Here is a 21,287-nt window from a genome sequence, read left to right as displayed (position 1 = left end):
TCAATGACCGCCCTCACAGCCTGGGGACAGGATTTCTGGCAGGTTTCAAAAAGACGACGCAATCGCATTCCGTACTCACGCTGCACTGTATTCACCGCAGCGGGGCGAACGTAGGCCACCACATTCTGCGCCGCCGCCTCGGTTGGCAAGACATTTAACACCAGCGCGCTTTTTTCCACTGGCCCCTGAAAGCCGACGAACTGCGGCCCACCCGCTGCGGTCTTAGGCACCTGAAAGGCCAGCCAGCCTGACGCCACGTCGCGGGTGTATGACGTGGCCTGCCCACCCACCCAGATCCGCCCTTGCGTCCCTAGATTGGCTGCCCCCACCAACCACGCCGTTTCGCCTGGTGCCGCTGCCGCCGGGAATAACCGTAGGGTATTGGCCGCTGTCACGTTCTGGGCGCCCGCCGTTAGCATTCCTGCGGCGGCGCACACCGCCAACACTTTTCCTCGTCTTTTCATGCCAACCTCCGGTGTACAGCGTGCCCGCCATGGCATGACCGGGCCATGATTGGTGCTGTCCATTTCACGACTGCAACGTTGAAGCCGGAGGAGAAGCACTGAGCTGGGCATTCCGGCGAATCTGAGCCACCAATTCCTGATGCCCAGCCTGTTCCAGCATTTTCAAAGAATCTTCAAAGGCGCTCAGATCGCCTTCTATCTCACTAAGGTTGCTCAGAACAACACCTAAATGCCTCAAGTTGCCACTGCCTTTAAGGTAGCCAACAGCACGCTGATAATGCTCGACAGCAATTTTAAGACGGCCAGACTGGTGAAAAGCTACTCCCAGGTTAATGTGAACCCCCGCCAGACCAGCATAATCGCCAGCCGTTTTCAAATCCTGGAGTGCATCAAGCATGACTGTTTCAGCAATTTGATACTGGGACGCTTCCTGTAGAACCTGAGAATAATTCACGAGAGCGAGCCCTCGAACGCTGGGCATGCCATTTGTCGAAGCGAGAACTGCGCGGAACGCCTCCTGTGGCTCTGCTCCCAGCTTTACCCGCACCCGTGCCACCATCACCAACTCCGCCAGTTCCCGCTCCTCATCTCCATTGACTTGCCACAAATCAGCAGCAATCTGACTATGGCGCCGGGCTTCTGCCCACTGCTCACGAATCCGAGCCGCATGAGCCTTCACGCTCGCCGCATGGGCCGCCTCCGGCCCACTCCCCCCGATCTGCCCTGCCAGCGCCACCGCTTCTTCTGCTCGACCTAACCGCACCAGGGTCGTGGCGCGCACGGCCAGGGCTTCAGGTGTGCCCTGCGCCTGCTCGGACAGGGCATTGAGGCGGGTGTATGCATCGTTGTACCTCCCCACGCCAATCAGCGCCCAGGCGTGAGGAAAGGCCAGGCTGGCCACATCGGCCAGGGTGTCTAGCAGCGCGGCGGCGGGGCCGGGGTAACCGCGCTTCAGCAGCGTCTGGGCACGCAGGCGGGCCGCGCAGGCAGCGCGGGCCTCGTCGTGGTCTTCCCAGAGGTCACGGGCCTGCTCGTAGTGGGGCCAGGCGTCAGCTTCGGGTAGAGCGCGGCCCAGTTTCAGGTGCAGCAGCGCGGCGTGAACCTGCACCTGATTCAGGTGGTCGCGGGTGGCGGCAGCGGCGTAGACGCGCCCGGCTTCGCTCGTGAGACCCTCGGTCGTGAGAAAGGACAGGGTGCGGGCGAATTCGTCGGCAGTCAGGCCCAGGGCAGCGCGGGTGGCGCGCAGGTTGGGCTGGTCTTGCAGGGCCAGCAGCAGAAAGGTGTCGCGCACCGGCGCTGGGTAGGCCCGGACCCGCGCCCCCAGTCGCAGGTCCAGCGGCTGCCCCCGTAGCGCTGCGCCCACCAGTGCTGGGTGGCCGTCAGTCTGGGCATACAGGTCGGCGTTTGCCAGCTCGTCGGGGGTCAGCGGCGCCAGTTTCAAGTGGGCGTCCACATCAAAGGGCGGGTGCAGGCGCCCCGTCACCACCAGCAGGGCGCCGGGGCGGGTACGCGCCGCCTGGGCCAGGACCGCGCGGGTGGCCTCGTCGGTGCCCTCCCAGCCGTCTATGGCCAACTTCAGGTGCGGGTCGCGCAGTGGCAGCGCGGCGGCGTGGGCGCCTCCTGGTGGCGCGGCCCCCAGCGGAGCCAGCGTCCCGTACGGTAGGTCCAGCCGCCCCGGCAACACCGTCCAGCCGCCGCTGCGGGCCAGGGCCTCCAGAAGCGCCGTTTTGCCCATCCCTGCGTGTCCGCTGACCCAGACAAACTGGCCGGACGTCAGGGCGCCCAGGGCGGCCAGTTCCGCACTTCGGCCCACGAAAGGTGCGCTGCTGGTCTGCGGCGCGGCGTCCAGGTCCAGCCCCAGGGTGCGGGCGTCACGCTCCACCTGGGTCGCCAGCGGGTGCCCACCCAGGGTCAGCAGGTGGTGCAGCCGGGGCAGGTCCAGTTCATCGGCGGGGGGGGCGCCGGCCAGGGTCAGGGCGCGGGCAGCGTGGTCTCCTGCCGCCTCACGCTGTCCGTGGGCGGCGGCCTGCGCACCCAGGGTCAGCAGGGCGCCTCGCACCTCCAGGGCCAGGGCCTCGCGGGTGTCATACACCCATTCCTCCAGGTCGGCGCCCAGCGGAATGCCCAGGCCGTCCAGAAAGGGGCCGGCGTACAGGGCGGCGGCCTCGGCGGCCCGGCCCCGGCGCGTGGCGTCCCGCAGCAGGGCGGCGTCGCAGGCCATGCCCGCCGCCACGCGGGGGCCATCTTCGGCCAGGGCACCGGCCAGGCCGCGTAGATGCACCAGATGCTGCGCCAGCGAGTTCATGGGATTGGCGGCCTCGGGCCAGAACAGTTCGGCCAGACGCCGCCGGGGCTGCGGGCCTTCTATGCACAGATAAGCCAGCAGCAGCAGCACCTTTTCCCGCCGGAAGGTCACGCCTTCCACGGACAGGCCCCCCAATGTCCGTAGGGTCATACCGCTATTGTCCGGCTTTTGTAGGCCAGGCCACAAGAGGCGCGGACCCAAAGCCCACTCGCCCGGTATGGTGGCCGCATGCTGACCTTTCCGCATGACCTCTCACGCCGCCTGACCCCAGGCCATCCCAACTGGCCGGGTGACGCGCCCTTCCGCGTGAATGCGGGGGCGCGCATGGCCGCCGGCGATACGGTCAACACGGGCGAACTGTGCACCAGCACGCACACCGGCACCCATGTGGACGCGCCGTGGCACTACAACGACACCGGGGCGCGGCTGGACGAGGTGCCACTGACCCTGTACCTCGGCCGCTGTCAGGTGCTGACGGTCACCGGCCCGCTGGTAGAGGCGAGCGTGCTGGGCGCCCTGCCTTCCGCCCTGCCACCACGGCTGCTGCTGCACAGCGGCGAACCGGCGCACTGGGACGTCTTTCCCGAAGACTTCGTCGCCCTCTCTCCCGCGTTTGTGCAGGCGGCGGCAGCGCGGGGGGTGCGCCTGCTGGGCACCGACGCGCCCAGTGTGGACCCCCTGACGAGCAAGACGCTGGACGCCCACGCCGCCTGCCGGGACGCCGGCGTCTTCATTCTGGAAGGGCTGAATCTGAGTGGCGTGCCGGACGGTGAATACGACCTCGTGTGCCTGCCGCTGCCGCTGGTGGGCGTGGACGGCGCCCCGGCACGGGCCATCCTGCTGGCCGCCGGGTCGGTGCCCGACGCCCTGGCACTTAGCCGCTAAAACCGAACGCCGCGCTGACCCCAGCCGGCGCCCGTTTGGGGCGGCCGCTAACCGGGTCGACCCACACCCATTCGGTCTGGCACTCGGCCAGGCGCACGCCTTCTGGTGGGTCGCCGGGATTCATGCGGTCCAGGGCGTACGCACGCACGCTGCGCACGCCAGCGTGCCGAGTCAGGGCGGTGCGCACGCGCACCCGGTCGCCCAGTACAGCGGGACGGTGGTAATCAATCACGTGCTGACGGGCCACGGGCACTGCACCCGCCTCTAGCAGGGCCTGGGTGCCCATGCCCAGGTGCAGGGCGTGGTCGCGCGCCACCCGCTCGCACCAGGCCAGGTAAACGGTGTTATTCACATGGGCCAGGTCGTCCAGGTCACTGGCCTCCACCGTCAGCGTCAATTCAAAGCGCCGCAGAGCGGGGAGGCTGTCCCACAGCACATCGGCATCGGGAATCTGGAGTTTCAAGGGGCCGGCTGCTCCAGCAGGGCGTTCACGGCCTGGGCGCTCTCAAGGTCCAACTCAGTGACGCCGCCCGCGTCGTGGGTAAAGAAGTTGACGCGCACATAGTGGTAGTGGATGTGAATGTCCGGGTGGTGGCCGCGCGCCTCGGCCTGCTCAGCCACGCGCACCGCGAAGGCCACACCCTCCATGAAGTTGGCAAAAGGCACGTCCCGAAACAGCTTGCCGCTGTCGCCCCACCAGCCTTCAGGCTTGCGGTCCAGAACGTCACCGTCCGTCAGTTTGCGGCTGGGATCGTAGTTCATGCGGGGGTCGTACGCCATAGCGGGCATGGTAGGCGCAAGTGGCGTCCAGGGGACCGGAGGCGGGACGCGGTGCAGCCGAAACCACCCGCCCGATACTCAACATAACTCACATTCTATGAAGGCATCTTCATGTAAGATCAGAAGAACATCAGCTTCAGGAGAGTGTGCCTATGACTGCCCTACTGCGCCGTCTGTTTCCCCGCCGTTTCTCACGGCCTGCCCTGGCTGCCCCCCGCCCCGTCCGCGCTATCACGGAACTGGATCTGCTGCGCGCGCTGGGCTGCGACGAGTAAACCGAACTTTTTTAACCTGAAAGCCGACGGCGTGATCTCGCCCATCGGCTTTTTTATCGGCACCTCAACGGTGTACGCCGCTGGCCGGGGAAACCTTGTCAGCTCCGTCCCTGCTCTGATGCTTTCCCCTGCCAATCGTCGCCTGAGTCCTTTCTCCTTTTCAGTCCGGCGCTATCCTGCCCAGAATGCGGGCACAGAACGTCCTCAAGGGAACCGGTTCAGGGGCGCTGCCGCCCATGCTGGAGCAGTATGTGCGCCTGCGCGACGAAGTGGCTGAGGGTCTCCCCCACGCGCTGCTGCTGTTTCAGGTGGGCGACTTCTACGAGACCTTCGGCGAAGACGCTGAGCGCGCCGCCCGCATTCTGGGCCTGGCGCTGACCCACAAGAGCAGCAGGGATTTTTCGACGCCCATGGCCGGCATGCCGCTGCGGGCGCTGGACAGCCATGTAGAGCGGCTGCTGGCCGCAGGCGTGTGCGTGGCGGTGGCCGACCAGTTTGAGGAACCCGGCACGGGCCTGATGGAGCGCAAGGTCGCGCAGCTGCTGACCCCCGGCACCGTGACCGAGGAGCGGCATCTGGGCGCCGACGAGAACTACCTAGCGGCGGTGGCCACAGGCGACGGCTACGCGCTGGCGCTGCTGGACGTGTCCACCGGCGAGTTTCGCTGCGCGGCCTTTCATACGCGGCTGGCGCTATATGACGAACTCTCGCGCTGCCGCGCCCGCGAGGTGCTGCTGGCGCCCGAGTTGTCGGGCAACGCCGCTCTGCTGGCTGATTTTCAGGCGCGCTTTCCGGTGATGCTCTCGCCCGCCACCTTTGACGAAGCCCAGAGCCGCGACGCCTTAACTCTAACGCTAGGCGAAGTTCCGCCGTCCCTCAGTTCCGCCGCGCTGGTGCGCGCCTGCGGCGCGGTGCTGGGCTATGCCCGGATGACCCAGCAGGGTGAGCTGAACATGGTGCGGCGGGTGGTGCGCTTTGAACCCGGCGCGCACATGCGCCTCCCCGACGCCGCCGTACGCGCCCTGGAACTGTTTCAGGCGCAGGCGCCCCAGGGCCGCACCCTGACCGACGTGCTGTGCCAGACCCGCACGGCGGGCGGACGCCGTCGCCTGCGCGCCTGGCTGCGCGCGCCGCTGCTGGACGAACTGAGTATCCGCGCCCGCCTGGACAGTGTCGAGGCCCTGACCCGCGCGCCGGACCTGCGCGGCAGCGTGCGCGCCCTGCTCTACCGCGCCCACGACCTAGAACGGCTGGCCGCCCGCGTGGCCACCCGCCGCGCCGCGCCCAGGGAAGTGGCAGCGCTGGCCCGCACCCTGGACCTGCTGCCCGAGGTCACTACACTTCTTGCCGGACAGGGCGGGTTGCTGGGCGGCGTGCGTGAGCGTCTGGCCGGGCTGCCGGATGTGGTCACGCGCATCCGCGCTGCGCTGGTGGACGAGCCACCCATCCGGGCCGGCGAGGGGGGCCTGATTCGGGACGGCTTTCACGCCGACCTGGACGCCCTGCGCACCGAGGCCCTGGGGCACCGCGCCTGGCTGGCCGAACTGGAGGCCACCGAGCGCGTGCGCACCGGCATCGGCAACCTGAAGGTGGGCTTTACCGGCGTCTTTGGCTACTATCTAGAGGTCACGGGGCCTCACCTGAGCAAGGTGCCCGCCGATTACCGCCAGATTGCCACCCTGAAAGACCGCGCCCGCTTTACCCGCCCCGACCTGCGCGAGCGCGAGCGCGAGATTGCCCGCCTGGAAGCGGCGGCCAGCCGCCTGGAACTGGAAGTCTTTACCGAGTTGCGCGCCGGCCTGGCCGCCCACGCCGAAGCGCTGTCGGACGCGGCGGGCGCCCTGAGCGACCTGGACGTGCTGGCTGCCCTGGCCGAAGTGGCCGCCGAGGCCGGCTGGATTCGGCCCGAGACCGCCGAGGGGAACGGCGGCGAGCTGCGGCTGACCCAGGCCCGGCACCCGGTGGTGGAGCTCAGCCTGGGCGGGCGCTTTGTGCCCAATGACGTGACGCTGGGCGAGGCGGGCCGACTGGTCCTGCTGACCGGCCCCAACATGGCGGGCAAAAGCACGTACCTGCGCACGGCGGCCCTGTGCGCGCTGCTGCATCAGATTGGGTCCTTTGTGCCTGCTGACCGCGCCGAGCTGCCTATCTACGACGCGGTCCACACCCGCATTGGGGCCAGCGACGACCTGGCTGGGGGCCGCTCCACTTTCATGGTCGAGATGAGCGAACTGGCGGCCATTCTGCACGGCGCCACGGCGCGCAGCCTGGTCATTCTGGACGAAATTGGACGCGGCACGAGTACCCTGGACGGCCTGGCAATTGCCCAGGCGGCGCTGGAACACCTGCACGCGGCCGGGGCACAGACGCTGTTTGCCACCCACTATTTCGAGCTGACCCGCCTAGAAGGCGAGCTGCCCGGCCTGCGCAACCTGCATGTGGCTGCCGAAGAAGACGCGGCGGGCAGCGGCGGCCTAACCTTTTACCATCAGGTTGTGCCGGGCGCCGCCCGCCAGAGCTACGGGGTGGAGGTCGCGCGCCTGGCGGGCCTGCCTGGCCCTGTGACCACCCGCGCGGCGAAACTGCTCTCGGCCCTGAGTGTGCAGGGCGACGACCGGAAACTGACCCGTGAGTTGGCCGCCCTGGATGTGGGCCGCCTGACCCCACTGCAAGCCCTGGAACTCCTGCACCGCTGGCAGCGGGAAGCGCGGGGCGAGGTAGACGCGGTGAGTAGTTAGCGGGACATGGGACAACCTAGGTACGCCTCTCCCCCATCTCGCCTCACGCTAACCCTATTCCACCCGCTGCGGCTCGCTGCCGCCGTCGCGGTAGGCCAGGTCCCCCGTCACGCGCCGGGCCAGGGCTTCCAGTGCCGCCTGCCGGGCTGAGGGCGGCTCAGTCAAGACCGCCCGCAGCTCCTGTGCGGCACCCGGTTCCCGCTGGTCTAAGTCAGTCAGCCAACGCTGCGCTTTGACCTCCCACCAGCCGCGCGCCGCGTACAGCGCGTCCACCGCCTGTTCCGCCGCGCGGCAGGCCACCAGAGCGTGCAGCGGGTCGCCGCTTTCTGCCAGGGCGCGGGCATCGGCCACCTCATCCAGCAGGCGAAACCGCCGTTGTTCGGTCATGGGCCGGGGGACAGGACCAGCGGCGTACAGGGCTTGGGCCTCGGCCACCAATGCCTCCAGTTCCGGGTGAGGCCAGACGACCTTCCCCTCGGCGTACATGGTGATGGTGTCGCCCTGACCCGCCGCGAACATGGCGCGCACCTTGCGCACCGGATTGTGAAAGACCTCGACGGGGACACCGTCCACCGTAAAGTTTGAGCGCCAGCGCAGATCGCCTTCGACCAGCACATGAAAGTCCAGATCGCTGTAGGCGTTCCCATCACCGCGCGCAGCACTGCCACACCAGAGGGCGGCGTACACGCCCGGCGTGGCGCGGAGACGGGCCAGTGCAGCCGGCAGAGCCGCCTCCAGACGAACTTGCGCGGGGTCAGGCATAGCGGAAGCTAGCAGAGAGGCCCCGCCTCTGCGCGCCGATTTAACCGCCCACGCTCTCGGTCAGGGCCGGCGCAGGGCGGCCATCTTCGGCCCAGCTCAGATTCATGCCCTGGGCCTCCAACCAGCTGTTCAGACTGTAGCGTGCCCGCGCCAGCCCCGACAGGGTGCGGTGGGCCATCGCCACGGCGCGGTGCATGTCGGGTTCACTCAGGTAACCGGCGGCGCGAGCGGCCAGCAGTTCGTCGGTGTCCACAATCTCGGCCATCAGACCGTCGTGCACCAGCACGTCCAGATACAGGTCGCGCACCACCCAGACCTCGCCTTCCTGCCAGATATCCGCCACGTCCAGGTGATAGTCATGTTCACGCTCGCCGTGAAAGTCGTAGCGGCAGACCACCAGATTCAGAGCTGGCAACAGGTGCGCCTGCCAGTGCCGCACACGTGGGTGAGACGTGAAAGGGCGCGAGACATACAGACCCTGCGGCGTCAGGTGATAGGCATCGACAGCACGCACCCCTGTATTCGTGTGATGGCGCCGGGCCGGCACGTCATGCCGCTCGGTCTTGACAGGATGCGCCAGCTGGGAGACCTCAGTCACCATGCTCCAGCGTACTGGGCCCACCCGCTGGGTCAGATGAGGCCCCCACCAGCTCCATGAGGAGAGGCAAGCCTGTGCAGAACTGACCCGAGGGTCAATTAGAGGTTTTCCTCTCGCTTGAGCCTTTCTTTAACGTTCCAGGTGAAGTGAGCTGTTCACTTCTAGAGCACCGGCAGGGCGTCCAGGGTGCCGAAGTCATGCGGCACAAAGAGGCTACCTTCGGTGACGCCAGCGTCAGCCTCCGCATCGAGGGCGCGTTCCAGCTCGGCGGCGCTGAGGTCGCCCGCCAGGAAGGCGCGGTGAAGACGGATGACCTCGCCCACCTGCTCGGGTGTCTCGTGGACGAACTCAAGCCGGAAATCCGCCACACCTGCTGCACGCCAGGCGTCCAGGTGCGCGCCCGCCACCTGCGGCCGACCCTCAAACACCGTGTTGCGGCAGCCCACGTCGGCCATGACTGGGTGGGTGCGGCCCCGTTCGTCGCGCAGCGCGACCCGGTGAGACTCGCAGGGATGCCCGCAGTTGGTGTAATCGGTGCCCTCACTGAGGAAGCGGCAGAAGACGCAGTGCTCGGTGTGAAAGACCGGCAGGTGCCCGTAGGCTACCGGCTCCAGCGCCGCGCCGCCCACCAGCCCGGCCAGTTCGGTGATCTGCTGGGCGTTCAGGTCGTAGGTGGGGGTCAGGCGGGTTAGGCCCAGGTCCAGCAGCGCGCGGGTGGTCAGCAGGTTGGCGGCGTTCAGGCTGAAGTCGCCGGTCAGCTCAGTGTCTGCCGCCTGCCCCTGAAGGCCCTCCAGCAGGCCCCCGGAGCGCACCAGAATGCCGGCGCCCAGCGACAACAGGAACTTCTGAAGATTCTGCTCGGTGGGCTTGAGGATGCGTGGACTGGCCACCCGCACTGGAAGGCCCGCCGCTTTCACCCGCTCCACACTGGGCTTGAGGCCGTACAGCTCAAGGTAATCCAGCGTGATGGAATCGGGCCGGGCGGCTAGGGCGGCGTCCAGTTGCTCGGGGGTGCGGACCAGGGCGTGCAGGCGCGGCGCGGCGGCCTCTGGTGCGGGCCGGGTGAACGTGCGCAGAGCACTGTCCAGGCGCCCCTGAGGCTGACGGGCCGGGGCCTGCTCGCGCAGAGCTGTCAGGGCGGCTGCCGCGTCCCGTCGCAGGGCGTTCAGGGCGCTGACGGGCAGAAAGCCGGCGCCCGTCAGTTCGGCCGTCAGGGTCCGCAGATGGTAAGGGGTACCGCCCAGCTTGCCCAGTTGCTCGCGCAGGGTCGCCTCGTCCAGCGCCCGATTGCGGGCGGCCGAGAGGGGCTCGGGCAGGGTGACGGTGACGCAGCGGCCGGCTTCGTCGGTCAAGGACAGGGCCGGCACCTGGCCCACCTCGCCCACAAAATGCGCGTCCACCGCGCGGGTGTGAACGGGATCGGCGGCCTCGACCAGGGGCCTCACCCGCGCCGCCAGCGTGGGGTCGTGGGTGCGCCACACGGGGTCGCCTTCGCGCACCCGGCGGGGGTCCACGGCGCCGCGCCCAAAGCGCAGTTCAGAGAGGGTGCCGGCTGGGTTCACCTGATACACGAAGCCGCCTTCCTCCCGGCCCTCGGGTGCGCGCCAGTTGGCCGGGTCAAAGACCAGACCGTCGCCGGGTTTGACGGCCTCGTCCAGTTCCACCAGCACGCCGCGTTCCGTCACGCCGCGCACGGTGCCCACGCGCACGCCCCGGTGCCTGGGCGCCCGGCCCCGCACGACCGTCTGGTGGTTGGTTCCCGCCATAAAGTGCGGCCCCAGCCCACGCGAATACACCTGTTCGAGGTCGCGCTCCTCCTCTGCGGTGACGCTGAGGGGCAGCCCCGCCCAGGCTTCGTCGACAGCCTTGCGGTAGGCGGCGGTGGTCAGAGCCACAAATTCGGCGTCTTTGTAGCGGCCTTCGATTTTCAGGCAGTCCACGCCAATCCGCACCAGTTCCGGTACCTGATGCAGCGCGTACAGGTCGCCGGGCGACAGGAGGTAGCGGGCGTCGCCCAGGTCGCGCTCGTGGCCGTCCACCAGCAGGTCGTAGGGCAACCGGCAGGCCTGGGCACACTGGCCCCGGTTGGCGCTGCGGCCACCCCAGGCCTCCGACGAAAAGCACTGCCCCGAGTAGGACACGCACAGCGCGCCGTGAACAAAGGTTTCCAGCTCGATGTCGGTGGCGGCGGCGATGCGCTCAATGTCCCGCAGGCTCAGCTCGCGGCCCAGCACCACGCGGCTGGCCCCAAAGCGCCGCGCGAGTTCGGCGCCTTCAGCCGAAGTGATGCTCATCTGAGTCGAGCCGTGAATGGGGAGGTCGGGGCAGATCTCATGCGCCAGGCGGGCCACCCCGTGGTCCTGCACGATCAGGGCGTCCACTCCGGCTTCGGCCAGCGCGATCAGCTGCCGCTCGGCCTGACGCAGTTCGCGGTCAAAGACCAGCACGTTGAAGGTGACAAAGCCCTGCACCCCGCGTGCGTGCAGGCCCCGCATGATGTCGGGCAGGGCTTCAAGGTCAAAGCCCACCTTGGCGCGGGCGTGAAATCCGGCTCCGTCGGCGCGGCCCTCGCCACGGGCGGGATTAACCCCAAAAAACACGGCGTCGGCACCGGCTTCCACAGCGGCGCGCAGCTGCGCCTGTCCCCCAACGGGGCTCATGACTTCGGGTTTGACACGGGCACGCGGCATAACGCGCCAGTGTACCGAATGAAGACTCTGCCAAGGGTGACGCAGGGTGCAGGCGGGTCAGGGTGCGGCATCTGCACTGACCGGGTGTCCAGCTCTGGGCTAGGCTGCAAGGCGTGAGCGCGCCCAAATTGACCAAGCGGGTTCAGAAGCAGGAGGGCGCCCATGCAACTGCGACGGCCGCGCCGGCAACCACGCCGCTCACGGCACCCGCTTCTATCCGACAAAGCCTTCAGCGGCACATTACCCGGCCGGTTGCCGTCCAGCGTCAAGTGGTGCAGGCTCCGCTGCGGGCGGCGCAATTGGAACGGCAGGAAACTGAACGTCTGGCCTTGCAGCGCCACGCGGTGGCCGAACAACTGGCTGCTCTACCCAGTGTGCCAGTGGCGCCACCTCAGCCAGCCGCCTCATCGGCAGTGACCAGGCCCCAGAGCCCGATGGACTGGGTCACGGTCATGCGTCAACGGGCCGCAGAAGTAGAGGGTCAGCCGCTTGACGCCCGTCAACACGCGCAATTCACAGCGTTGCAGCGGCAGACTGCGCAGGCCCTGGCGCAAGGCTTCCGAACAGACCGCAGCCCAGCCACTGCCCGCTACGAGCACTACGGCGACCAGCTGGCCAACTTGCAGCGGCACCCTGTCAGCGCGCCAGTGGCACAGGTGGTGCTGGGGCTGGTGCCCGGTCGCGAACGGCTGGCACTGCAGCGGGCAGTGGATGCCGCTGTGCAGCGGCAGGAAGTGCGTGAACAACAGGCCGCTGCCTTTGCCCAAACCCAGACCCTGCAGCGCCAACTGGCCGAACTGGATGCCGAGGCGACACAGCCCGTCTTGCAGCGTATCCAGGCGCGTCGTGGAATCGGCAACCCCTTGCCCGAGGCCATTCAGCGGCATCTAGAGCAGGGTCTGAATCATGACTTGAGCCGGGTGCGCATTCATGACGATGCCGAAGCAGACGGACTGGCCAAGGGCGTCAATGCCATTGCGTTTACCATAGGAACAGACATTTTCTTCCAAAGCGGGAAGTTTAGCCCGAACACCCAGAGCGGCCTGGAACTGTTGGCCCATGAGGTCACGCATACAGTGCAGCAAAGTCAGGGACGGGTGGGACCGGGAGTAGACCCAGATGCAGGCCTGGAGGCAGAGGCGCGGAGCATGGGCATACGGCTGGCACAAAGTTCCTTTCCTCATTCTGCCAAACGCTTACTAACGACTACGCCTCATACCCTTGCCCTATCTGGACGCTTCGCCATGCAGCGGCAATATGAAACGCCTCTGGTCTTTTCGAATACGGTGACCCACGATCAGATGTTCTTGGGTGGCAATGGACAGCAATGGGCAGATGCTGGCACTGCAGCCCGGATGGCACTACAGCAACTCCCATCGCACCTCGGACGACAGTTCAAAGGAATACCAGCAGAACTTTTGGCAGGACTCCTCACTATGCTGCGGGACAGCGCTCTAGTTCTAACTGCAACCACAGCGCTCGGAGCATTGATAGGAGCCTTCTTCGGGGGCGCAGGAGCAGTGCCGGGAGCCACCATTGGCGCGGAAATGGGCTTGGCCGTACTGAATGCCTGGGGTCTGGGAGCCATTGTCGCTGTCGTAGGCAAACAATTGGGTGTTCTGAATATGAGTGTGCAGTCTTACCTCGCCCTTGCCCGCTCAGCCCACGGCAATCAGCAGCGCATTCAGGCTGCCAGTGAAGCGCTGACCCGTGGACTGGTTGTTCTCGCAGACGCTGTCATTCTGGCTATCGCGGCCCTTGTCCTCAAAAGTGGCGTGCAGGTTATGGGCAAAACCAGACTGGGACAGCAGATTGGCGCTAAGAGCGCCAGCAGCCCTACTATTCAGTGGCTTAAAGCTAGACAGGGCATGACAGCCACCAGGGTAGCGGCTGGCCCGACCGTACGTCACCTCATCGCTCAGGGGCTGGTCCAGGGCCGCCGGCTGATGCAGGTGACCGAAAAGCTCCATAAGCAGGGAATCAGACTCGCTTCTGGAGTCGAAAAAGGCCTTGATCTCCCTGCAGATCCAGTGCTGGCTCGACAGGCCATCCAAATTGGGACGGTCAAGATGCGTCTCCACCCCGAATACTCTGCACTTATAGGCAAAATCAGGTCGTACGGCTTCGACATTCAGCACAAGAAGGGAGTGGCGTATGTCGAAAATATTCAACGAGTAAATGCAGATTACTCTCCTCACTCTGTTGAACGCAGAATAGTCATTGACGAAGATGCCAGATTTCTAGACTTACGGCATGAATTTGACCACGTTCTGCAGATCATGGACACGTTCAAGGGCGAGTTGTGGACGGCACGTTATATGGCGAAGCCAAATGGTGGTTGGAAACTACTCGACACGAACTCGAATCTCAAGTCTCAGGCTACAGGCCAGCTGATGAAGGAGACGCACAATAATGCACTGGAGCTCCATGTTCGTCTCAAAGAGTTCTTCAGGCTACGAGATCAGGGGGCAGATGAGAAGATTCTAGCGGAGCATGGTGTTGATGTCGTAGAACGCATCCTTGATTACAAGAAGGCTTTGCGAAACAGGGATGAATGGGTGAGATGGGGTGCAGAAAAACTTCCACAGTTTAGTGCTTTGATAGAAAAATTTGAACCCTATATATCAGTTTATAAATAGGAGAATGATCGGATGGGCTTTAAAGGCTTTGGTTTGCCGCCGGGCAATATAAAGATTGAGGCGTGGCCTTCTCTCGGCCTTGAGACAGCCACCTCATACGCGGTTTACTGGTCAGGCAAGGCGGTCTTCCATCTTAGCGACGCGTTCGCGTACGAAACCTTACCTCTGGATAGACTCGATATTGAGGAGGATTCGCCCAACGCGTCTGCTCTTATTGAACCCACCCATCTCATTTATCCAAGTCCTATCCGGAAAAAGCCGAGAGTGGTGAAAAGAAGCGTGGGAGGCGAGGCCATAGGTAATTTGCACATCTACCCCGAGCCCCCCAGAAAGTTCTACTTCATAGTCGGCGAACTCCACTGCCTGTTACACGGCCCCGGTACGTTCCTTCTGAGAAACGACCAAGAGCCTATCGGCCCCTACGGCCCTTCAGAAAGTTATTCGGATCTGGAGGTCTTCAAACTTATAAATTCATTGAAATGAACTGACTGGCCGGAAGCAGCATCGCTTCACCCACCCGCGCTACCCTACGCTCCATGCGTGTGCTGTTTTTAGGGGACGTGTTCGGTCAGCCGGGGCGGCGGGTGCTGAGCGCCCACCTGCCTCAGCTGCGGGCTCAGGCCGATTTTGTCATTGTGAATATGGAGAACTCGGCGGGCGGCTTTGGGCTGCACCGCGAAGCCGCCGACGCCGCACTGAAGGCTGGGGCTGGCTGCCTCACGCTGGGCAATCACGCCTGGCACCACAAAGACATCTTCACGATGATGCAGGACGAGGGCACCTATCCCATTGTGCGGCCCCTCAATTACAGCGACCCTGGCACGCCCGGCGTGGGCTGGCGCACCTTCAATGTCAGGACGGCGGCGGGGCTAGAGAAACTCACGGTGGTCAATTTGCTGGGCCGGGTCTTTATGGAGGCGGTCGGCAACCCCTTTCTCGCTATGGACGACTTGCTGGAGCGGGACGACCTGGGCACTATTTTCGTGGACTTTCACGCCGAAGCCACCAGTGAGAAACAGGCGATGGGCTGGCACCTGGCTGGGCGCGTGGCCGCCGTGATCGGCACCCATACCCACGTCCCCACCGCCGACACCCGCATCTTGAAAGGCGGCACAGCCTACCAGACCGACGCCGGGTTTACCGGGCCACACGATTCGGTGATCGGCAGCGGGCGGGACGGCCCTATCCAGCGCTTCTTGACTGAGCGGCCCCACCGCTTTGGGGTGGCCGAAGCCAGCCGCGCGGAACTGAATGGGGTGTTTGTCCAGATAGAGGGCGGCCGGGCCACCGGGATTGAACGGTACCGTTACATCGAAGAAGGCTAAGTGCGGGCCCCTGGCCCCACCCTGCCCGGAGGGCGCCTATGAGTATTCGGAGCGATGTCAAAACGCTGGGCCGCATGCTGGGCCAAGTGCTGAAAGAGCAGGAAGGCGAAGCGTTTTTCAATCTCGTTGAGCGCACGCGCGCCCTGGTGCGCGAGGTGCGTGCCGGCGGCGATGACCACGAACTGCGCGCCATGCTGGCCGAGCTGTCGGGGGCCGACGCGGGCAACCTGGCGCGCGCCTTTACCTGGTATTTCCAACTGGTCAATCTAGCCGAGGAATACGAGCGGGTGCGGGTGCTGCGCGCCGCCGGAGGCGTGCGGCCCCAGAGCCTGGAACAGGCGATGCAGGAACTCAGGACCCAGGGGCTCAGCGCCGAGGAGGTCGAGGCCCTGCTCGCCCGCCTGGACCTGGGCCTGACCTTTACGGCCCACCCCACCGAGATGCGGCGGCGCACGGTGCGGCGGCATCTGGAACAGGTGGCCCGCGCGCTGCCGGGGCTGGCAGAGGGCGGCGCCGAGGGAACGGCCGCCGAGCAGATCGCTGCCCACGTGGAGGCCCTGTGGCGCACCCCCGAACTGCGCCGCCTCAAGCCCACCGTGCTGGACGAGGTCAAAGGCGGCCTGAACTACGTGTCCAGCATCGCCGAGGCCCTGCCGGGGCTGCAGCGCGACCTGCAACGCGCCTTCCGCGAGGTCTACGGCCGCGACACGGCGGCGACCCTGCCGCTCAGCTTTTCCTCTTGGATGGGTGGGGACCGCGACGGCAACCCGTTCGTGACGCCGCAGGCCACCCGCGAAGCGCTGGCCCTGCACCGCGAGCGGGCGCGTGAGGTGCTGCTGGGGCTGATTCGGCAGGCGTTTGCCGACCTCAGCCAGGCCGATGAGGACGGTCAGGAGGGCACCCGCACCGAGTTACAGGCCCTCTTTGACGCTGTGCAGGTGGGCGAGACGGTGGCGTTGGTGCCGCGCCTGGAAGCCTTGGACGCCAGCCTCAGAGCCCAGGGCCAGCGCCGCAGCGCCGAACAACTGCTCACGCCTCTGCTGACGGCCGCGCGGGTGTTCGGGCAGCACCTTGTCAGCCTCGACATCCGCGAGCACTCGGCGCAAACCGGGGCGGCGGTGGCGGAATTGCTGCGCGCCTCGGGCGTGGAGGCCGACTACCTATCCCTTCCCGAGCACGCCAAGCAGGAGTTGCTGACCCGCGAATTACGGTCTCGCCGGCCGCTGTGGCCCGCAGGCGAAGGGCTACCCGAGGCGCTGGAAACCGCCATCGGGCCTATCCGCGAGGTGCAGGGCGCCGTGCGCCAGGCCGGGCCGCGCGCCTTCGGCCGTTACGTCATCAGCATGGCCGAGTCCGTCAGCGACGTACTAGAGCCGCTGCTGCTGGCGCGCGAGGTGGGTCTGCGGATTCTGCCCGTGCCGCTGTTTGAGACCCTGGACGATCTGACACGCGCCCCGCAGGTGGTTTGGGAACTGCTGAGCCTCCCCGAATACCGCGTGGTGCTGGGCGAGGGCGTGCAGGAAATCATGCTGGGCTACAGCGACTCCAACAAGGACGCTGGGTTTCTGGCCGCCAACTGGGCGCTGCACGAGGCCCAGCGCCAGATCAGCGAGGTCTGCCGCCGGGCGGGCGTACGCTGGCGCTTTTTTCATGGGCGCGGCACCTCCATCGGGCGCGGGGGCGGGCCCGCCAGCCGGGCCATTCTGGGCCAGCCGGCCGGCACTATTGACGCGGGCCTGCGCATCACCGAACAGGGCGAGGCGCTGGCCGACAAGTACAGCCACCCGGTGCTGGCGCGGCGCAACCTGGAACAGGCCCTCTACGGCCTGCTGCTCTCGGCGGCGCGGCAGAGCAGTGACCTCAACCCCAGCTGGACCGATGCCATGACCCGCGCCGCCCGCGCCAGTGCCGGGGCTTACCGGGCCCTGGTGGACGACCCCGGCTTCCTGCCGTTTTTCGAGGCGGTGACGCCTATCCATGAGATTGCGCGCCTGAACATCGCCAGCCGGCCGGTGCGCCGCCCTGGCGCCCCCACCCTGGGCAACCTGCGCGCTATTCCCTGGGTCATGAGCTGGACGCAAAACCGCGCCAACCTCCCCGGCTGGTACGGGCTGCTGGAAGGGCTGGACGCCATTGGGCTGGACACCGCCCGCGAGATGTACGCCGCCTGGCCCTTTTTCCGCACGGTGCTGGACAATGCGCAGATGAGCCTGGCCAAAAGTGACCCCCTCATTTTCGACGAATACCTGCGGCTGGACGGCGCGGGCGCACACCCATTAGCCGCGCAGCTTAAAACTGCCTACGCCCGCACCGCCGAGGGGGTCGCGGCGGTGGTGGGGGCGGAACTCATGGCCAATGAGCCCCGTCTGAAAGAAAGCATCAGCCTGCGCAATCCCTACATTGACCCTATCCACCGCATTCAGGTGGAATTGCTGCGCCGCAGCCGCAGCCAGGAGGGCGGCCTGGACGCCTTCGAGCGGCCCCTTCTGCTGACCATTCAGGGCATTGCGGCGGGGGTGCGGAATACCGGCTGAGGGGACTAGACCCCAGGGGAAACCTGAGTGCCGTGTGCCTCAGGTCTTTGGACAGCTCCTCGCCTGAAAGCGGTCGGAAATTCAAGGGACTTCCGAGTGATGCTGATCTAGCAGACCGGCATGGAGCAGGCCTCCAGAGACCATCCCCTCCACCTTGCTGCTCGGGCAGTCAGTGAGCTGACGCGGCCCTCTATACTGGAAGCTCCCATGACTGCCTCAGCGCCCGTTCATCCGTCTGTGGTCGTGCCCCGGCCTCTGCGGACCGAACTGGGGCGCTCGGCGCTGCTGACCACACTGGCCGCGCCTGGCCCAGAGGTGGTCGCGCTGCTGGCGCCGTCAGGCTACGGCAAGACCACGCTGCTCGCCCAGCATGCCCGCGCCCTGGGCCGGGAAGCCCTGTGGCTGAGCCTGAGTGCCAGCGACTCCGAGGTGGAATTTTTTGTGGCCTCGCTGACCCGCGCCGTTCGGCGGCTGGGGCCAGTGCCTGAACTGGCCGCCGGCACCGCCCCCGAGCGCGCCGCTGACGCCCTGGCCGGGCACCTGCTGGACCACTGGCCGGGCGTGGGCCTCTACATTGACCGCACCGAACTGCTCAGCCCCCTGACCGGGCAGCTGCTCGCCCTCTTTCTGGAGCCGCTGAGGGGCACGCGGGTCTTTCTAAGTGGCGTGGCGATGGACACGCTGCCACTCGCCCGCTGGACCGCTGCCGGGCAGGCGACGGTGCTGGGCGCCGCGCAGCTGGCCTTTAGCGCGCTGGAAAGCGAGGCCTTCCTGCAGGCGCGGGGGGCCGCCCAGGAAGCGCAGGCGGTGGTTGCCGCGCTGGAAGGCTGGCCGGCAGGCGTGGCCCTGGCCGCCGGGGGCGCCCACACGACCCTGGACCCCAGCGACCTGATGCGGGAGGCCCTGAACGTGCTGCCTGGCGGGCTGCGCAGCGGGCTGCCCGAAGCCAGCGTTCTGAGCGAATGGCACGACGACCTGGTGCGCGAGCTGGGTCTGCAGTTGCCCGGCGGCTGGCTGGATACGGTGCGCCGCGCGGGGCTGCCCGTCACGCCGCTGGGACGCGGCTGGTACCGGCCGCATGGGCTGCTGCTGGGCACGCTGGAAGCTCAGCTGAGGCGAGACCCCGCCCGGTTTGAGGCGCTGCACGCGGCCCAGGCGCGGCGCCTGGCGGCCACCGATCCACTGGGCGCACTGGGGCACGCCACGCTGGGACAGGCCCACACCCTGACCCTGGAACTGGCGGCGCAGGTGCTGCCGCGCCTGAAAGACCGGGGCGAATTCTCGCTGATGCATGCCACCCTCGAAGGCCTGCGTCTGCCAGACGAGCCGGCGTGGCTGCGCGAATACCGCGCCGTGGCCCGCATTGAAGCGGGTCAGCCTGAAGCCGGAGAAACCGAACTGCGCGCCCTGCACGCCGAGGGCCAGACAACCGCACTGGGCTTTACCTCGCTGGCGCTGCTGGCCACGCGCCGGGGTGAATTTGCCGAGCAGCTGCGGCTGGCCGAACTGGGTCTGGCGCTGTTTCCACCCGAGCAGACCCGCTCGCTGACCCTCCAGCGGGCCGTGGCCCTGATTTCGCTGGGGCAAGTTCATGAGGGCCTGCGCGTCTGCGAGGCTGCCACCGCCGAGGCCAGAGCGCGCGGCGCCCCGCTGGACGAGGCCGCCGCCCTGACCATGAGCCAGTACGCCCACCAGATGCTGGGCCAGTGGCCCGAGCGGGCGCAGGCCGTCGCGCGGGCCTCGGCCCTCTTGCAGGAGCAGCGTCAGGGCGCGCGGGCCGTGCCACTGCTGAACATCCTGGCTGAAGAGGCCCTGCTGCGCGGCGAGCAGGCCCAGGCGCACACGCACCTTGCAGAAGCGCTGGAGGTCGCCCGGCGCAGCAGCCCCGTCATGGAGCCGCAGCTGCTGCTGACCCGCAGCCAGCAGGAGGCGGCCGCTGGTGACCTGAAGGGCGCGCAGGCCACACTGGACACCGCGCTGGACACCGCCGGGCGGCTGCGCCTGGATGTTCTGCGGCCCTTCTTGCGGCTGGCCCAGTTCGAGGTGCTGCTGAATCTGGGGGCGGCGGACGAAGCTGAAGCCGCCTATCAGGACGCCGCCGCCCTGCTGAGTGGCAGCGGGCGGCAGGCGGCGCTGCTGCCTTTCGCCAGCGGACTGCGGGCCTGGACACGCGGCGAGTGGGCACTGGCCCAGAGCGCCCTGAGGGAAGCCACGCAGCAGCCGGGGCGCACCCAGCCGGTCCGGGCGCAGCTGTATCTGCTGGACCTTGAACGCCGGCAGCGGCCTCTGACCGCCGCCGACGCCCAGCAGGCCCGAGCCTGGCTGATGGGCCTGAATGCCGGCGCCCTCCTGGCTCTGGACCGGGTGGCGCTGGCCCCTCTGGCCGCCAGCCTGAGCGCGCTGGACCCAGGGCACCCGCTGGCCGTGCTGGCAGGGGACGCGGCCGCGCCGACACCCGGACCCCTGCCGGCCCACCCCCAGCTGGACGTGCGGGCGCTGGGGCGGGTCCAGGTGACGGCCAGCGGTCAGGCCGCGCGCCTCCCACTGGCCAAATCCGCCGAGGTACTGGTGTGGTTGGCCTGGCACGGCGCGGGCAGTTCCGCCGAAATCATGAACGACCTGTGGGACGGCTCGCGGCAAAGTAAGCACCACGAGTATTTCCGGGTAGCAGTGCGGCGGCTGCGCGCCGCCCTGACACAGGCAGGCGGCTGGACCTTTGACCCCGTGCCCTACGACGGCCAGCGCTACCGCCTGCACCCCGACCTTCAGGTCACGCTGGACGCCCGCACCGTGATGACCGAAGCGGCGCGGGGCGTGGACGGCCTGACTGCCGCCTTAGATGCCTACAGCGGCGACCTGCTGCCCGGCGCCGAAGGTGAGTGGGCGCTGCGGCTGCGTCAGGAGGTTCGCGCGGCCCTGCTGGATGCGGTGATGGACGCTGCCCGCGCCCATCCCGGCGAGCAGTCGCTGGGGGCGCTGCGCCGCGCCGCGCTGCTCGAGCCGGCCGCCGAGGACATCAACCTCACTCTGATTGAGACCCTGCTGCCGGGTCAGCCGCAGGGCGCCCTGGCGGCGTTCCGCACCTACGCCCGGCAACTGCGCGCCCTGGTGGACGAAGATGTCCCCGAAGCACTGGTGCGGCGCCTGCGCGGTCTGGGCCTGCCTCTGCCCTGAAGCCGCGTCTCCATCGGTAGAGCTGAAGGTGTTCAAGTCGAGGGCTGTTCCGAGTTGGGGCAAACCACTCACAGCGGAAGCCGGGGCGGCTGAGGTTACATCTCAGCCGGCCTAGGGC

General features: G+C 67.2%; 14 protein-coding genes. 8 read left to right on the top strand and 6 right to left on the bottom strand.

What is annotated here, in order from left to right:
* Positions 1-528: 528 nt before the first annotated feature.
* A complete protein-coding gene (locus tag K7W42_RS05625; protein ID WP_224573004.1) occupies positions 529-2,919 on the bottom strand; it encodes a hypothetical protein in 2,391 nt (796 codons plus the stop codon).
* 78 nt (positions 2,920-2,997) lie between these two features.
* On the opposite strand from K7W42_RS05625, the gene K7W42_RS05620 reads away from it, so the two are divergent.
* The gene (locus tag K7W42_RS05620) at positions 2,998-3,654 is read left to right on the top strand and encodes a cyclase family protein (RefSeq protein ID WP_224573003.1); all 657 of its coding nucleotides are present in this window, start codon (positions 2,998-3,000) and stop codon (positions 3,652-3,654) included.
* Here the strand turns inward: K7W42_RS05620 and K7W42_RS05615 are convergent.
* Positions 3,644-4,117, bottom strand: a complete 474-nt coding sequence (locus K7W42_RS05615; protein WP_224573002.1) for an acyl-CoA thioesterase — start codon at positions 4,115-4,117, stop codon at positions 3,644-3,646. The two genes, K7W42_RS05620 and K7W42_RS05615, sit on opposite strands and share 11 nt — an antisense overlap.
* Positions 4,114-4,434, bottom strand: a complete 321-nt coding sequence (locus tag K7W42_RS05610) for a 4a-hydroxytetrahydrobiopterin dehydratase (protein WP_224573001.1) — start codon at positions 4,432-4,434, stop codon at positions 4,114-4,116. The genes K7W42_RS05615 and K7W42_RS05610 overlap by 4 nt, the downstream gene beginning before the upstream one ends.
* A gap of 152 nt (positions 4,435-4,586) precedes the next feature.
* Between K7W42_RS05610 and K7W42_RS22915 the strand changes: the two genes are divergently transcribed.
* Positions 4,587-4,709: a hypothetical protein gene (locus K7W42_RS22915; protein ID WP_255449458.1), complete on the top strand. Its 123-nt coding sequence runs from the start codon at positions 4,587-4,589 to the stop codon at positions 4,707-4,709.
* Positions 4,710-4,894: 185 nt separating this feature from the next.
* The gene (mutS, locus tag K7W42_RS05605) at positions 4,895-7,447 is read left to right on the top strand and encodes a DNA mismatch repair protein MutS (protein WP_224573000.1); all 2,553 of its coding nucleotides are present in this window, start codon (positions 4,895-4,897) and stop codon (positions 7,445-7,447) included.
* Positions 7,448-7,501: 54 nt separating this feature from the next.
* On the opposite strand, the gene K7W42_RS05600 is transcribed toward mutS, so the two are convergent.
* From K7W42_RS05600 to K7W42_RS05590, 3 genes are all read right to left on the bottom strand, one after another.
* A complete protein-coding gene (locus K7W42_RS05600; RefSeq protein ID WP_224572999.1) occupies positions 7,502-8,209 on the bottom strand; it encodes a hypothetical protein in 708 nt (235 codons plus the stop codon).
* 40 nt (positions 8,210-8,249) lie between these two features.
* Positions 8,250-8,810, bottom strand: a complete 561-nt coding sequence (locus tag K7W42_RS05595) for a DUF402 domain-containing protein (protein WP_224572998.1) — start codon at positions 8,808-8,810, stop codon at positions 8,250-8,252.
* Positions 8,811-8,968: 158 nt separating this feature from the next.
* Positions 8,969-11,497, bottom strand: a complete 2,529-nt coding sequence (locus K7W42_RS05590) for a U32 family peptidase (protein ID WP_224572997.1) — start codon at positions 11,495-11,497, stop codon at positions 8,969-8,971.
* 113 nt (positions 11,498-11,610) lie between these two features.
* Here K7W42_RS05590 and K7W42_RS05585 point away from each other — a divergent pair, with 113 nt between their 5' ends.
* From K7W42_RS05585 to K7W42_RS05565, 5 genes are all read left to right on the top strand, one after another.
* Positions 11,611-14,136, top strand: a complete 2,526-nt coding sequence (locus K7W42_RS05585) for an eCIS core domain-containing protein (protein WP_224572996.1) — start codon at positions 11,611-11,613, stop codon at positions 14,134-14,136.
* 12 nt (positions 14,137-14,148) lie between these two features.
* Positions 14,149-14,619, top strand: a complete 471-nt coding sequence (locus tag K7W42_RS05580; RefSeq protein WP_224572995.1) for a hypothetical protein — start codon at positions 14,149-14,151, stop codon at positions 14,617-14,619.
* A gap of 53 nt (positions 14,620-14,672) precedes the next feature.
* A complete protein-coding gene (locus K7W42_RS05575) occupies positions 14,673-15,461 on the top strand; it encodes a TIGR00282 family metallophosphoesterase (RefSeq protein ID WP_224572994.1) in 789 nt (262 codons plus the stop codon).
* Positions 15,462-15,499: 38 nt separating this feature from the next.
* Positions 15,500-17,995, top strand: coding sequence for a phosphoenolpyruvate carboxylase (locus K7W42_RS05570; protein WP_224572992.1), 2,496 nt, complete (start codon positions 15,500-15,502; stop codon positions 17,993-17,995).
* Positions 17,996-18,202: 207 nt separating this feature from the next.
* Positions 18,203-21,169 (top strand): AfsR/SARP family transcriptional regulator, encoded by a 2,967-nt coding sequence (locus K7W42_RS05565; protein WP_224572990.1) that lies wholly within the window; start codon positions 18,203-18,205, stop codon positions 21,167-21,169.
* Positions 21,170-21,287: the final 118 nt, after the last annotated feature.

This window comes from Deinococcus betulae (genome assembly GCF_020166395.1).
GTDB lineage: Bacteria > Deinococcota > Deinococci > Deinococcales > Deinococcaceae > Deinococcus > Deinococcus betulae.
This window is presented reverse-complemented; position numbering and strand designations above follow the sequence as displayed.

Coding starts and splice junctions, on each gene's coding strand:
- K7W42_RS05625 (WP_224573004.1), bottom strand. CDS start 2,919: ATGACCCTACGGACATTGGGGGGCCTGTCCGTGGAAGGCGTGACCTTC.
- K7W42_RS05620 (WP_224573003.1), top strand. CDS start 2,998: ATGCTGACCTTTCCGCATGACCTCTCACGCCGCCTGACCCCAGGCCAT.
- K7W42_RS05610 (WP_224573001.1), bottom strand. CDS start 4,434: ATGGCGTACGACCCCCGCATGAACTACGATCCCAGCCGCAAACTGACG.
- K7W42_RS22915 (WP_255449458.1), top strand. CDS start 4,587: ATGACTGCCCTACTGCGCCGTCTGTTTCCCCGCCGTTTCTCACGGCCT.
- mutS (WP_224573000.1), top strand. CDS start 4,895: ATGCGGGCACAGAACGTCCTCAAGGGAACCGGTTCAGGGGCGCTGCCG.
- K7W42_RS05600 (WP_224572999.1), bottom strand. CDS start 8,209: ATGCCTGACCCCGCGCAAGTTCGTCTGGAGGCGGCTCTGCCGGCTGCA.
- K7W42_RS05595 (WP_224572998.1), bottom strand. CDS start 8,810: ATGGTGACTGAGGTCTCCCAGCTGGCGCATCCTGTCAAGACCGAGCGG.
- K7W42_RS05590 (WP_224572997.1), bottom strand. CDS start 11,497: ATGCCGCGTGCCCGTGTCAAACCCGAAGTCATGAGCCCCGTTGGGGGA.
- K7W42_RS05580 (WP_224572995.1), top strand. CDS start 14,149: ATGGGCTTTAAAGGCTTTGGTTTGCCGCCGGGCAATATAAAGATTGAG.
- K7W42_RS05575 (WP_224572994.1), top strand. CDS start 14,673: ATGCGTGTGCTGTTTTTAGGGGACGTGTTCGGTCAGCCGGGGCGGCGG.
- K7W42_RS05570 (WP_224572992.1), top strand. CDS start 15,500: ATGAGTATTCGGAGCGATGTCAAAACGCTGGGCCGCATGCTGGGCCAA.
- K7W42_RS05565 (WP_224572990.1), top strand. CDS start 18,203: ATGACTGCCTCAGCGCCCGTTCATCCGTCTGTGGTCGTGCCCCGGCCT.